Annotated in this window: 12 protein-coding genes; 7 read left to right on the top strand and 5 right to left on the bottom strand. The window is 70.2% G+C overall.

The annotated features are described in order from the left end of the window. Positions 1 to 41 precede the first annotated feature (41 nt). The 3 genes from FNH09_RS37995 to FNH09_RS37985 form a co-directional block, all read right to left on the bottom strand. Positions 42 to 350 carry a hypothetical protein gene (locus tag FNH09_RS37995; RefSeq protein ID WP_014673544.1) on the bottom strand — a complete coding sequence of 103 codons (309 nt, stop codon included), beginning with the start codon at positions 348 to 350 and terminating at the stop codon, positions 42 to 44. A 359-nt stretch (positions 351 to 709) separates the two neighbouring features. Then, positions 710 to 2,032: a S53 family peptidase gene (locus tag FNH09_RS37990; RefSeq protein WP_152894431.1), complete on the bottom strand. Its 1,323-nt coding sequence runs from the start codon at positions 2,030 to 2,032 to the stop codon at positions 710 to 712. A gap of 250 nt (positions 2,033 to 2,282) precedes the next feature. Then, the gene (locus tag FNH09_RS37985; protein ID WP_162469711.1) at positions 2,283 to 3,323 is read right to left on the bottom strand and encodes a hypothetical protein; all 1,041 of its coding nucleotides are present in this window, start codon (positions 3,321 to 3,323) and stop codon (positions 2,283 to 2,285) included. Positions 3,324 to 3,626: 303 nt separating this feature from the next. Here FNH09_RS37985 and FNH09_RS37980 point away from each other — a divergent pair, with 303 nt between their 5' ends. From FNH09_RS37980 to FNH09_RS37970, 3 genes are all read left to right on the top strand, one after another. Continuing rightward, positions 3,627 to 4,421 carry a trypsin-like serine peptidase gene (locus FNH09_RS37980; protein ID WP_152894430.1) on the top strand — a complete coding sequence of 265 codons (795 nt, stop codon included), beginning with the start codon at positions 3,627 to 3,629 and terminating at the stop codon, positions 4,419 to 4,421. A 249-nt stretch (positions 4,422 to 4,670) separates the two neighbouring features. After that, entirely contained in the window at positions 4,671 to 5,678 is a 1,008-nt protein-coding gene (locus tag FNH09_RS37975; RefSeq protein ID WP_152894429.1) for a C40 family peptidase, read from the top strand. A gap of 281 nt (positions 5,679 to 5,959) precedes the next feature. Next, positions 5,960 to 6,664: a phosphatase PAP2 family protein gene (locus FNH09_RS37970; RefSeq protein ID WP_152894428.1), complete on the top strand. Its 705-nt coding sequence runs from the start codon at positions 5,960 to 5,962 to the stop codon at positions 6,662 to 6,664. Between the two features lie 90 nt (positions 6,665 to 6,754). Here FNH09_RS37970 and FNH09_RS37965 read toward each other — a convergent pair whose 3' ends face one another. Then, entirely contained in the window at positions 6,755 to 8,335 is a 1,581-nt protein-coding gene (locus FNH09_RS37965; RefSeq protein WP_152894427.1) for an FAD-binding oxidoreductase, read from the bottom strand. A gap of 364 nt (positions 8,336 to 8,699) precedes the next feature. On the opposite strand from FNH09_RS37965, the gene pstS reads away from it, so the two are divergent. The 4 genes from pstS (at position 8,700) to pstB (ending at position 12,847) form a co-directional block, all read left to right on the top strand. Beyond that, positions 8,700 to 9,827 carry a phosphate ABC transporter substrate-binding protein PstS gene (pstS, locus tag FNH09_RS37960; protein WP_162469709.1) on the top strand — a complete coding sequence of 376 codons (1,128 nt, stop codon included), beginning with the start codon at positions 8,700 to 8,702 and terminating at the stop codon, positions 9,825 to 9,827. Positions 9,828 to 9,966: 139 nt separating this feature from the next. Then, on the top strand, positions 9,967 to 10,971 hold the full coding sequence (gene pstC, locus FNH09_RS37955) for a phosphate ABC transporter permease subunit PstC (RefSeq protein ID WP_152894425.1): 1,005 nt from the start codon (positions 9,967 to 9,969) through the stop codon (positions 10,969 to 10,971). Next, on the top strand, positions 10,968 to 12,029 hold the full coding sequence (pstA, locus tag FNH09_RS37950) for a phosphate ABC transporter permease PstA (RefSeq protein ID WP_152894424.1): 1,062 nt from the start codon (positions 10,968 to 10,970) through the stop codon (positions 12,027 to 12,029). Before pstC ends, pstA begins: the two co-directional genes overlap by 4 nt. Positions 12,030 to 12,070: 41 nt before the next feature. Next, positions 12,071 to 12,847, top strand: coding sequence for a phosphate ABC transporter ATP-binding protein PstB (pstB, locus tag FNH09_RS37945; protein ID WP_152894423.1), 777 nt, complete (start codon positions 12,071 to 12,073; stop codon positions 12,845 to 12,847). Between the two features lie 120 nt (positions 12,848 to 12,967). Here pstB and FNH09_RS37940 read toward each other — a convergent pair whose 3' ends face one another. After that, entirely contained in the window at positions 12,968 to 13,381 is a 414-nt protein-coding gene (locus FNH09_RS37940; protein WP_152894422.1) for a hypothetical protein, read from the bottom strand. Positions 13,382 to 13,442 lie beyond the last annotated feature (61 nt).

The following is a 13,442-nucleotide window of genomic DNA, read 5'->3' as shown; positions in this document are numbered from 1 at the left end:
GGGGAGAGGAGTGGAACCGGGCGCGCCCGGGCGGGCCGGGGCTAGACGGCCATGCCGTACACGATGGTGAACAGTGTGCCGAGCGAGCCGATGATGAAGACGCCGGTGAGGCCCGCGATGATGAGGCCCTTGCCCTGTTCCGCGCTGAACGTGTCACGCAGCGCGGTCGCGCCGATACGCTGCTTGGCGGCACCCCAGACCGCGATGCCGAGACAGAGCAGGATGGCGACCGCCATCACCACCTCGATCATCACCTTGGCCTCGTTGCCCAGGCTGCCGAAGGGGCCCCAGTCCGGAGCGATCCCGCCGATGATGGTGTTGATGTCTCCCTTGTCGGCCGCAAAGAGCATGTAAGTCACCGCCCCTGGTGGGTAGTTCCGAGGCCCCTGCGGTGTGCAGAGGTCAGCCCTCATTGTCGCTGACAACGGCGCCTGCGTATGTCGACTTGGCGTCATTGGTTGGCGGGTTTCGTACGGAGGCCTGGCTGGGGATCGTTTGGTGACTCTGTGTATCACGGCAGGTCACGCCGGGCAATGAAGTCAGACCGGAACCCGAGGTGTGGTTCCGTCGTTGTCCCTTTTTCGTGTCGGTGTTCCCGGGGTGAAGGCTATCGGCAACGGCGAACGGGCCGCGGCTGGGTGCCGCGGCCCGTTCGCCCCTGGCCACCTGGCCCCCACGGCCCAAGGCGGCGCGCTGTGCTGACCGTTCGTCAGCCGGTGAAGGCGGCTACGCCTTCCGGAGTGCCCCAGCCGGTGGGGCCGTCGTAGCCGGACTTGGCGGTGCACAGGTAGCTGGAGGAGCAGCTGCCGTTGCTGCCACTGGTGACGTCGTTCAGAGCGGAGGTGCCGGCCGAGTTGTAGGGGAACTTCGCCGGGTACGAGCCGCTGGACGGGGTGCCGCCGAGGGCGTAGACGCCCGCGATGATCGGGGCCGAGGCGCTGGTGCCGCCGAAGGTGTACCACCCGGCCGTGATGCCGTAGGAGTCGTAGACGGAGACGCCGGTCGCCGGGTCGGCCACGGCCGCGACGTCGGCGATGGTGCGCTTGGTGCAGCCGGTGTCGGTCTGCCAGGTCGGCTTGGCGTCGTAGGAGGAGCAGCCGGAGCCGGTGCCCTCGGAGCTGCTGGTGTTCCAGACGGTCTCGGTCCAGCCGCGGGTGGTCGAGGAGGTGGACAGGGCGGTGCCGCCGACCGCGGTGACGTACTTGGAGGCCGCCGGGTACTCGGCGCCGTAGCCCTCGTCGCCGGCGCTGACGGTGATGGCGACGCCGGTGTGGTTGAAGTACGAGGAGTCGTAGCTGGTGTCGGAGGAGGACTCCGAGCCGCCGTAGCTGTTGGAGACGTACTTCGCGCCCAGGATGACCGCCTCGTTCACCGCGGTGCCGAGGTTGGCCATGGTGGCGGACTTGGCCTCGACCAGCAGGATGTTGCACTTGGGGCAGATCGCGCTGGCCATGTCGAGGTCCAGGGAGATCTCCTCGGCCCAGCCGCTGTCGGCGGAGGGCAGCGACGTGGTGGAGCCGGTCTGGCTGACCTTCTTGAAGCAGCCGTTGGCGACCGTGCAGGCGGACAGGCCGTAGTACGAGCGGTAGGTCGCGAGGTCGGCCGCGGCGTTCGGGTCGTCGTAGGCGTCGACGATCGCGATGGTCTCGCCGGAGCCGTTGGAGGCGGCGGCCGAGGTCAGTCCGTAGGCGGACTGGAGGTTGCTCGGGCCGTAGCCGGAGGGGGTCGAGGCGTCCGCGGACTTCGGTGTGACGCCGGTGACCTGGGCCTGGTGCTTCTGGAAGGCGGTGAGGCCGCCGGTGACCCGGAAGGAGTTGCAGGCCAGTTCGCCCGCCTTGTGGGGCGTGGCGCAGGGGGTCGCGGCCCAAGTCGCCTTGGACGAGGCGACTTTCGCGGTGGCCATGGGGGTGGCGCCGGCGTGGGCCGCGGTGCCGAGTCCGGCGAGCACGAGCGCCGCGGTGCCGAGGGCCGCGGAGCCGATGCGGCGCCATCTGCCGCGTATGGCGGGCGTGCTGGGGGGTGACGTACGCAACGGACTGCCTCCTGGGAGTGGTTGACAGGGGCGGTGCGGGTGGTCGTGATGCCACCGGTACGTGGTCCCCGGCAGCGGGCGGCGGCCCGCCGACGACTCTGACTTGTTGAGTACGCGACAACAAGGCGGGTCTTGGAATCCTGACTTCCGCCTTACGAACGCGGGGTGGCGCTTACCGCTCGATGGCGGGTGGATGGACGGGCGATGGCGGGGTCTTGACCAGGTGCACAGGGCGTGCACAGAGTCCCGCTCAGGCGCGGGCGGCCCACACGTGCAGGCTGTCGTACGCGGTCCCGTACGTGTACCAGCGTCCGGCGCCGAGCGGGGCGGGCGGACTGGTCACCGGCAGCGGGTAGCCGACCGGCTCGGGCTCCGCGGGGCCCTGGGGTGCGGCCCCGACCAGCCAGTGCCTGCCCTCGCCCCACTCCTCGTCGCTCTCGACGGTGGAAGCCAGCACGGTGGTGTCGTCGACGAAGCCGCCCGCCCAGTCCCAGTAGGGCTCGGCCTCGTCGTTGTCCGGCTCGGCGTCCGGGTGCCGGGGCGCGGACGTCCCGGCGTCCCACCGCGCCACGACGGCGCCGCTCGCGGTCTCGTGCACGGCGAGCGTGTTCTGGTCGTGGTCGACGGTCAGGAAGCGGCTGCCGGACGGGTTCACGTCCAGCAGGACCAGGTCCTGTCCCTCGAAGTACGCGACGGCCAGGCGTTCGCCGTCGAAGTGGCCCCACCTCAGCGGTGCCCCGTCCTGTCCCTCCCCGATGCTCAGGCCCATCCGGGCGGGATCGGGATGCGGCACGTGCACGCTGCCCGCCGCCGCGGCCTGCGCGTCCGCCCGCGCGAGCACGCGGCCGTCCGCGGCGTCGAGTACCAGCCACTCGTCCACGGCGTCCGGGTCCGGCTCGCCCGCGTCGAGCAGCGGGCCGCGCACATGCGCCCACACCAGCCGCCCGTCCGGGGAGAAGGCGGCGGAGCCGCGGTCCGGGTGCGGCCAGCCGCCGTGCCGCACCTCCCAGCGCACGCTTCCCTCGGCGTCCACCGCGCGCACGGCGTCCCGGCCCGTGAAGACGGCCAGGTCCGCGTCGGGTGCCACCGTGTGCGACCCGGACCGCCGGGGCCACGGCGCCGGGAACCGGAGCGTCCGCGTGACGCCGAAGGCGTCGTCCAGCAGCTGCACCACCAGTTCCCCGTCACCGCGCTGGAGCAGTGCCGGGCACCCGCCCAGGTGCACCAGCTGCGGGGCGTCCGCCTCGGCGGCGGGCAGGGGGGCGGTCAGAGTGGCGACGAGTTCGGGCACGGTGGGTTCCTCGGACGGCCTGGACGACTTCGTGGAGGCAATGCTGCGCCTGCGCGGGGGAGCGGCGGCGGGCGGGGCCCGTACGGCCGAGTGACTCGCGTCACTCGTCGGGGCGGTCCCGAAACCCGGAACACCGGTGCTGTGGGGGGCCGGTGCGTCCCGGGGAGTGAAACGGCTGGGGGCCGAGTGCCGCGGGCAGCGCAGGCGGTTCGAGGGGACACCCAGTACGGTGGATGGAATGCCGAGCCGGAGCCGGAAGGACGGAGAGGTTTCCCCTCGTCTGCACAGGACAGGTGGGCCCCGATGAAGCGCACTCCACGCCCTCGCCGCACACCGCGCGCGCTGCACCCCCGCAAGCGCGTCCTCTTCGGTGCGCTGGTGCTGCTGGCCGCCGCGTCCGCCTCGGCCTCCGCCTCCACCGCGGACGACGGCACCGGGCCCCTCGGGATGACCGCCGTGGCCACGCAGACGGCGCCCGCCGACCGGGTGGGAGCGCTGTTCCCCGCCGGCAGCGCCACCCGTCTCACCGGCAGCCACTTCTGCACCGCCTCCGTCGTGCACAGTCCGCACCACGACCTCATCGCCACCGCGGCGCACTGCCTCGACGGCCAGGGCGACACGCTCCTCTTCGTGCCGGGGTACCGGGACGGCACGGCCGCGCACGGGGTGTGGACGGTCCGCCGGCGGTTCCTGCCCGACGGATGGGCCTCGGGCAAGGACGAGGACAGCGACCTCGCCTTCGCCGTCGTCGAGCCGCAGGGCGGCAAGGCCGTCGAGGACGTGGTCGGCGCGAACCGGTTCGCCGCCGGGCTGGCCACCGGGGCGACCGCGGTGACCGTCACCGGCTACCCCGACTCCCGCGAGGTGCCGGTCAGCTGCACCAACAAGCCCATCGCGCACAGCCCCACCCAGCAGCGCGTCGACTGCCCCGCCTTCAGCGGCGGCACCAGCGGCAGTCCCTGGGTGAACGGCGAGGGGCAGCTCGTCGGCGTGCTCGGCGGGCACGAGCAGGGCGGGGACACCGACGACATCTCCTACAGCGTGGTGTTCACCGACGAGGCCGCGGAGCTCTACCGGGACGCGGCCGGTACCTCCTGACGGCGCCCGGCACCTCCTGACGGCGCCCGGCACCTCCTGACGGCGGTCGGTACCTCCTGACGGCGCCCGGCATGCCATCCCCCTCGCGCGGGCCCGGTCCGGACGCCCGACAGCGCCCGTCCCGGATGTCCGACCAGCGGCAAACGGCCATCGACGCGCACATACGCGTCGACCTTTCCCATGATCACCCCGCGTCGCGGGGGCCGCCCCTAGACTGACCGCGGCGGACTCCCGGTCGGCGAGGGGCGGTTGACGGTGCGTAGGACGTGGGTCGTGGTGACCGCGGTCGCCGGTGCCGGGCTCGCCTTCGTGATGCTGCTGGTCGTCGGCGTGTACGTCGTCGCCGGGAACATCGCCGACCAGGCGGGCGGCGGGACCAGGGCGCTGGCCAAGGGCGCCGTACCCGCGGCGTATCAGACACTCGTTCAGAAATGGGGCAATCTCTGCCCCGCCCTCAACCCGGCCCTGCTGGCGGCCCAGTTGTACCAGGAGAGCGGGTTCAACCCGAACGCGAAGAGCCAGGCGGCCGCGCAGGGGATAGCGCAGTTCATCCCCGGCACCTGGGCCACCCACGGCATCGACGGGGACGGGGACGGGGACCGTGACGTCTGGGACCCGAACGACGCGATTCCGTCAGCCGCTTCGTACGACTGCCAGCTCGCCTCCTATGTGAAGGACGTGCCGGGGAACGTCACGGACAACATGCTCGCCGCCTACAACGCGGGGGCGTACGCGGTCATCAAGTACGGGGGCGTGCCGCCGTACTCGGAGACCCGCAACTACGTGAAGACGATCACGACCCTGGAGGAGTCCTTCGCCGCGCCCGTCACCCGGGTCGATCCGTCGAGGCAGGCCGCCGGGGCGATCTACTACGCGCAGAAGAAGCTCGGCACGCCCTATCTCTGGGGCGGCAACGGCACCGCCGACCAGGGCGGACGCTTCGACTGCTCGGGGCTGACCAAGGCCTCGTACGCCAGTGTGGGGATCACGTTGCCGCGGGTGGCCAACGACCAGTACAACGCCGGGCCGCACCCCGAGCGGAACGAACTGCTGCCCGGGGACCTGGTGTTCTTCTCCCACGACCTCAGCGACTCGCGGGCCATCCACCACGTGGGCATCTACGTGGGCGGCGGGTACATGATCGACGCGCCCCGGACGGGCGCCGTGATCCGGTTCGACCCGATCGACAACTCCGAGTATTTCGGGGCCACCCGGGTCACCGAGGATGGCGCGAAAGCGCTGCCCACCAGGGTGTGAACCGAGTGTGAACCCACCCCCTGAGCTGCGAGGACGTGTCTCTCTTCGATAACGTCTGCGTGATCATTCGGTGGAGTGTGGAACGTATTCACCAGGGCCGTGCGTTCCTGTTGACGTAGTCCGGTGGGCGGTGGACGGCAGCCGACGGTCGGCGGTCGTCACATGTCGGATGTGTGGATGAGCGTACGGCGAGCGGAAGCGGATCTGCGGGCCACGGGGGTGGGCAGGAGCGGGCGCACGAGCGGTGCGTCCGTGGGGAACGACGAAGGGGCCGCAGCGCCATGGCTGGACTCGCTGAATCCGGGTCGAACCCCGACGTCGACCTGCTCTACGACATCAACGGTCTGGCCGGGAGCACACCGCACTGGTTCGACCGCGGCGTCGCGTTCGTCGGCGAGTACGGACTGCTGCTCGCCATGGTGCTGGTGGTGCTCTGGTGCTGGTCGACCGTGCGGCGGCGGGGCGGGGACGAAGCCGCCTCCGCCGTGGCGGGACTGGTGTGGGCGCCGCTGGCGGCCGGCATCGCGGTCCTGGTGAACGTGCCGATCCGGGGGTTCGTGCAGCGGCCCCGGCCCTTCCTCGACCACCAGGGACTCGACGTCCTCGTCTCCGGCAAGACCGACTACTCGTTCGTGAGCGACCACGCCACCATCACCATGGCGATCGGTGTCGGCCTGTTCGTCACGAACCGCAGGTTCGGACTCCTGGGGATCGCGCTGGCGATGCTGGAAGGCTTCTGCCGCGTCTACATGGGCGTGCACTATCCGACCGACGTCGTCGGCGGGTTCGCGCTCGGCACGGCCGTGGCCCTGCTCCTGTCGCCGCCGGCCATGCTGATGCTCACGCCGCTGATGAAGGCCGTGGATCGGTCGCCGAGGGCCGGAGTGCTGATCCGGCGCCGGTCGGCCGGGGACGAACGGGACGCGGTGGTCCCGGAGCCGCGCAGTGCGTCGTCGTCGGAGGCGGAACGCGACCTCGCGGCCTGAGCCGGGGACCCGAGCGCCCTGGCGTTCGAGCGCCCGAGTGCCCGAGGTGCCCGAGCGCCCGATCACCGGGCGCTCCTCTCCCGGGGTCGGCTACAGCGCCTGCGGGTAGCTGAAGAAACGGTTCGGGTCGTAGGTCTTCTTCACCTGGGCCAGGCGCGTCGCCGCGGCGCCGTAGTACGCCTGCCGCCAGTTCGTCAGGGTCGGGTCCGTGTAGTTCTGGTAGGCGGCGCCCGAGGCGTACGGCTTCATCGCGTCATGGGCCTGGTTCAGCCAGGACTGGGCCGTGCTGCCCGAAGTCCCGGCCCGCCAGGACACTATGTACTGCGCCAGCATGCGTGAGCGGCGGTGCACGAAGGCCGTGGCCGTGGGGGAGACCCGGTTGACCGCGCCGCCGAGGGCGGTCAGGGCGATGCTGCCCGCGCCGCCGCGCGTGGCGGCGATCCGGGCGAGGAGGGTCTGGACGCCGGCCGTGGACAGGGAGCGGTCGAAGAAGTCCGAGCGCGCCGCGTACGTCTCCCGGCCCAGCGCGCCCTGCGCGGAGCGACCCGGGGTCGAGCCCGGCAGATGGCACTGGGCGTCGGCGGAGAAGGAGGAGCAGCCGGCGTAGATCTCCATCGCCTCCTCGTAACCGCGGCGGCGCAGCGAGACGCTGCGGGCCGGGGCGCCGACCCGGTCGGCGAGGCGGTCGACGGCGTTCTGGAGCTCGCCGTACGTGCCGAGGGAGAAGGCCGCCACGGAGACCGTGGGCGTACCGCCGGAGCTTTCCAGGTGCAGGGAGGACCAGATCTCGTCCGGCTGGGACGGGCCCCACTCCTGCCAGGCCTTCACCACCGCGGCCGCCTTGGCCCACGGCCAGGTCAGATACGCGGTGACGGCCTGCGGGGCGGCATGGGTGCGGAAGCGCAGTTCGGTGACGACCCCGAAGTTGCCGTTGCCCGCGCCGCGCAGGGCCCAGAAGAGGTCCTTGTTCTCGGTGGCGTTGGCGGTCAGCTCCCGGCCGTCCGCCGTGATCAGGGTCGCCTGGGTGAGGCTGTCGCAGGTCAGGCCGTACGCGCGGGAGGCCACTCCGTGGCCGCCGCCCAGCACCAGACCGGAGACGCCCACGGTCGGGCAGGAGCCCGCGGGGATCGTCACGCCCTTCGCCGCGAGCGCACGGTAGACGTCGATCAGCTTGGCCCCGGCGCCGACGACCGCGGAGTTGCCGCTGCTGCGGACCCGGTTGAGCTTGGAGACGTCGAGGACCAGACGGCCGTTGCCCGAGGACCAGCCCGCGTAGGAGTGGCCGCCGTTGCGGATCGACACCTGGATGTGGTGGGCACGGGCGTACGCGAGGGTCGTACGGATGTCGTCCGCGTGGGCGACGTAGGCGACCGCCGCCGGCTTCAGGTCGTCGAAGCGGGTGTTGTAGAGCTGACGGGCCGACTGCCAGCCGTTGTCGCCGGGGCGGATCAACGTGCCGTCCAGGTCATGGGCGAGCGCGGTCCAGTTCGCGGGGGCCGTGTTCGCGGTGGTGCGCAGAGAAGTGGTGGCGGAGGCGGAGGCGTCCGCCGTGGCCGTCCGGCCGGTGCTGCGCGCCGCGCCGCCGGTGCCGCTCTTTCCGCTGTTGCATCCGACTGTCACGACCGCCGCCGCGACGGCCGCGCCGCCTCCGATGAACGCACGCCGTTCCATGTGGCCTCCTGCCCGATCCTGTGGAACCAGACGTGCCTTTCGGCCGGAGGGTTCCCGGGAGGGCGAGAGTACGTCGGCACGGAGCCCGGCGGGGATGCCCGACAGGTGATGTAGGACTCCCGGTGGTTTGCTGGATGGGTATGCCGTCGGGACCTCCACGTGTTCTCCCCGTGAGCGTTCCGTGACCTAACCGCACCGCCTTCAGGGGTTCACCCGCCGTTCACCTGTGGCCGTAGGTCGCGTCACCTGTTCTGCCTAATTTCAGCCTTACCCGATGCGGGGCGCACTTCTTATATGCGTCCGAATCGAGTCAGTCTCCGCACGCCGCCGGACAGGACGGCGGCTCCAGGAAGGAAATTCCTCAGTGAAGCTTCAGCGCAAGAACCGGCGGGCTCTCGCTCTCGGCGCTCTCGCCGTCTCCGGCGCCCTGGCCCTCACGGCGTGCGGCTCCGACGACACGGGCAGCAACGCCAGCGGCACCTCGTCGGCCAGCGCGAACACCGGCAGCGTCAAGTGTGACGACGCCAAGGGGCAGCTGCTCGCGGACGGCTCGTCCGCGCAGAAGAACGCGATCGACGCCTGGGTCAAGCAGTTCACCGCCGCCTGCAAGACGGTGCAGATCAACTACAAGGGCTCCGGCTCCGGCGCCGGTGTCACCGCGTTCACCCAGGGCCAGGTCGCCTTCGCCGGTTCCGACTCCGCGCTGAAGCCCGAAGAGGTCACCGCCTCCAAGTCGGTCTGCAAGGGCGGCCAGGGCATCGACCTCCCGATGGTCGGCGGCCCGATCGCCATCGCGTACAAGCTCGACGGTGTGGACAACCTGATCCTGGACGCCCCCACCCTCGCCAAGATCTTCGACGGCAAGATCGCCAAGTGGAACGACGCCGCGATCAAGGCGCTGAACCCGGGCGTCACCCTGCCCGACCTGAAGATCCAGGCGTTCCACCGCTCGGACGAGTCCGGCACCACGGACAACTTCACCAAGTACCTGATCGCCACCGCGCCGGCCAACTGGAACTACTCCGGCGGCAAGGCCTGGCAGGCCAAGGGCGGCCAGTCGGCGGCCGGCTCCTCCGGTGTCGCCGCGGGCGTCAAGCAGACCAACGGCGCCATCGGCTACATGGAGCTGTCGTACGCCAAGGACGGTCTGGGCACGGTCGCCATCAAGACCGGCGCCTCCGCCCCGGTGAAGGCCTCCTCCGACGGTGCCACCAAGGCCATCGCGGACGCCAAGGTCGTCGGTACCGGCAGCGACCTGGCGCTCAAGATGAACTACACGACCAAGGCCGACGGCGCCTACCCGATCACCCTGGTCACCTACGAGATCGCCTGCGACAAGGGCAACAAGGCCGAGACCCTGGCCGCCACGAAGGCGTTCCTCACCTACATCGCCAGCGAGGAGGGCCAGGGCATCCTCTCGGGCATCGACTACGCCCCCGTCCCCGCCGACATCATCGCCAAGGTTCGCACCACCATCGCGGGCCTGAGCTGATCCACAGGTGAGGTCCGGCCCCGGTAACCGACCCGGGGCCGGGCCGCACCGTCCGGTGCACCGCCGCCATGAGCCGTACCGCGAGGTCGGCTCCGCCGAGCCGCTCCGATCCGAGCGGCTCCGCAGACCGGAGAACCAGATGGATATATCGACACAGAACACTCACGTCCCACCCCCGACGCCCCAGCGCTCCGGGGGTACTCGCAAGCGTGGCGCCGGCGCCACCCGCCGTGGCGACCAGATCTTCCTCGGTCTCTCCCGGGGATCGGGCATCCTGCTGCTGGTGATCATGGCCGCGATCGCGGTCTTCCTCACCTACCGCGCGTCTCTCGCGATCAGCAAGGACGAGGGCAACTTCCTCACCACCTTCGAGTGGAACACCGGCCTTCAGCCGCCGGTCTTCGGTGTCGCGGTGCTGGCCTTCGGCACCGTCGTCTCCTCGATCATCGCCATGGCCATCGCGGTCCCGATCGCCGTCGCCATCGCGCTGTTCATCACGCACTACGCGCCCCGCAAGCTCGGCGGCGCCATCGCGTACGTGGTCGACCTGCTCGCCGCCGTGCCGTCCATCGTGTACGGCCTGTGGGGCGCCCTGATCCTCGTACCGCACATGAACGGCCTGTACGGCTGGCTCAACGACTACCTCGGCTGGACCGGGATCTTCTCCTGGGACGAGGGCGCGCCCCGTGCGATGCTCACCGTCGGCATCCTGCTCGCGATCATGATCCTTCCGATCATCACCAACGTGAGCCGTGAGGTCTTCCGCCAGGTCCCGCAGATGCACGAGGAAGCGGCCCTTGCTCTCGGCGCCACGCGCTGGGAGGTCATCCGCATGTCCGTGCTGCCGTTCGGCCGCTCCGGTGTCATCTCCGCCTCGATGCTCGGCCTCGGCCGCGCGCTCGGCGAGACGATGGCCGTCGCCACCGTGCTCTCCCCGAGCTTCGACATCCAGGCCAGCCTGCTCAACCCGGGCGGCGGAACGTTCGCCCAGAACATCGCCAGCAAGTTCAACGAGGCGACGGAGTTCGGCCGGGACGCGCTCATCGCCTCCGGTCTGGTCCTGTTCGTCATCACCCTGCTGGTCAACGGCGCGGCCCGCATGATCATCGCCCGCCGCAAGGAGTACTCGGGGGCCAACGCATGAGCCACGCAGCCGTCGCCGCCAAGCGGCCCAGCACCCTTCGCGGAGCCACCCTCCCGAACTGGTCGCCGTGGGCCATCGCCGCGGGCTCCCTCGCCGTCGCGGCCGGGATCGGCCTCGCCGCCGACCTCCAGAGCCACATCCAGTGGGGCCTGATCGCCGCCCTGCTGTTCCTCGCCGGCACGTACGGCATCGCCGCGCGCGTCGAGGGACGCCGCCAGGCCAAGGACCGCATCGCGACCTCGCTGGTCTGGGTCGCCTTCGTGCTCGCCGTGATTCCGCTGGTCTCCCTGATCTGGGTGACCGTGCAGCGCGGTGTGAAGGTCCTCGACTTCTACTTCCTGACCCACTCCATGGGTGTGGTCGCCGACTCCGAGCCCGGCGGTGGCATCTACCACGCCATCCTGGGCAGCCTGGAGCAGGTCGCGCTCGCCACCGCCATCGGTGCGCCGATCGGTGTGCTCACCGCGATCTACCTCGTCGAGTACGGGCGCGGCAGCCTCGCCAAGGCCGTCACCTTCTTCGTGGACGTCATGACGGGCATCCCGTCGATCGTCGCGGGTCTGTTCATCCTCAGCCTCATGCTGATGTTCGACATGCAGCCCTTCGGCTTCGCCGGCTCGCTCGCGCTGGCGATCCTGATGATGCCGGTGGTCGTACGCTCCACCGAGGAGATGCTCAAGCTCGTCCCGAACGAGCTGCGCGAGGCGTCCCTGGCGCTCGGCATCCCGAAGTGGCGCACGATCCTGAAGGTGGTCCTGCCGACCTCCATCGGCGGCATCACGACCGGCATCATGCTGTCGATCGCCCGTATCGCGGGCGAGACCGCACCGGTCCTGCTGCTGGTGTTCGGCAACCCGTTCATCAACGCCAACCCCTTCGAGGGTGCGCAGGCCTCGCTGCCGCTGTACATCTACCAGCAGTACTCGCAGAGCGCTGGTTCGACGGCGGCGTACGACAGGGCCTGGGCGGCGTCGCTGACGCTGATCGCCTTCGTGATGATCCTGAACCTGGTGGCCCGCGGCATCGCCCGCTGGAAGGCCCCGAAGACCGGTCGCTGACGCGGCCCTCGGCGACTGAAGATTCTGGAAGTGAAGTAGTCATGGCCAAGCGAATCGACGTAAGCGGACTCACCGCCTACTACGGCTCCCACAAGGCGATCGAAGACATCTCGATGACGGTCGAGCCCCGCTCGGTGACGGCCTTCATCGGCCCCTCGGGCTGCGGCAAGTCGACGTTCCTGCGCACCCTGAACCGTATGCACGAGGTCACCACGGGTGGCCGCGTCGAGGGCAAGGTGCTCCTGGACGACGAGGACCTCTACGGCCCGGCCATCGACCCGGTGTCGGTGCGCCGCGAGGTCGGCATGGTCTTCCAGCGCCCGAACCCCTTCCCCACGATGTCGATCTTCGACAACGTGGCGGCGGGTCTGCGCCTGAACGGCAAGTACAAGAAGAGCGAGCTGAACGACATCGTCGAGCGCTCGCTCAAGGGCGCGAACCTCTGGAACGAGGTCAAGGACCGCCTGAACAAGCCCGGCTCGGGTCTGTCCGGTGGTCAGCAGCAGCGCCTGTGCATCGCCCGCGCGATCGCGGTCGAGCCGAAGGTGCTGCTCATGGACGAGCCCTGCTCGGCCCTCGACCCGATCTCCACCCTCGCCATCGAGGACCTGATCGGTGAGCTGAAGGAGCGCTTCACGATCGTCATCGTGACGCACAACATGCAGCAGGCCGCGCGTGTCTCCGACCGTACGGCGTTCTTCAACCTCGCGGCGGTCGGTCAGCCCGGCAAGCTGATCGAGATCGACGACACGGAGCGGATCTTCTCCAACCCGTCGCGTCAGGCGACCGAGGACTACATCTCGGGCCGCTTCGGCTAGGCCTTCCCGGCCTCTAAGACCCCTCGTGGTGCTGCATGGCGGTGCCACCGCGAGGTAAAAGAAGGGCCCGCCCCCTGGCTCCCGGGGGGCGGGCCCGTCTTTTGTCACATGGCGTACGGATCAGTCGTTGCCCGCGTAGAAGTAGTCCCAGCCGCTACAGGTGCTATCCTGCACGACCCCGTCGTCCTGGATGCAGACGTCGATGTAGACGTAAGCCGTCTCGGAGACGTCCTGGTCCGACTCCACGCAGGTACCGCGGCCGTTGCCGTTGTAGAAGGAGTGCACGGCGCCACCGGAGCCGACCTTCCAGTAGCCCCTGACGCCGGCCGCGTCGGAGTCGTTGTCGCAGACCGCGAAAATGTCGCCGTAGGCGGTGAAGTTCATCGAACCGGCGGCCGGCGCGTACTCGGTGGTCTTCTTGGTCTTCACCGCGCCGTCGCCGGCCGAGGCCGGTGCGGCTCCGAGTGCCAGGGCCGCGGTCACGGCCGAGACCGTTCCCCCGATGTACAGAAGTCGCTTGCTCAGAGTCGGCATGATCTTCCCCTCCCCTTCATCGAACGCGTGTGCGCGCGACGGTAACAGGGGAGGGGAGGGC

It is taken from the genome of Streptomyces adustus, from assembly GCF_009377175.1.
Classification (GTDB): domain Bacteria; phylum Actinomycetota; class Actinomycetes; order Streptomycetales; family Streptomycetaceae; genus Streptomyces; species Streptomyces adustus.
The sequence above is the reverse complement of the archived record's forward strand: the minus strand, read 5'-3'. Positions and strand labels throughout refer to the sequence as shown.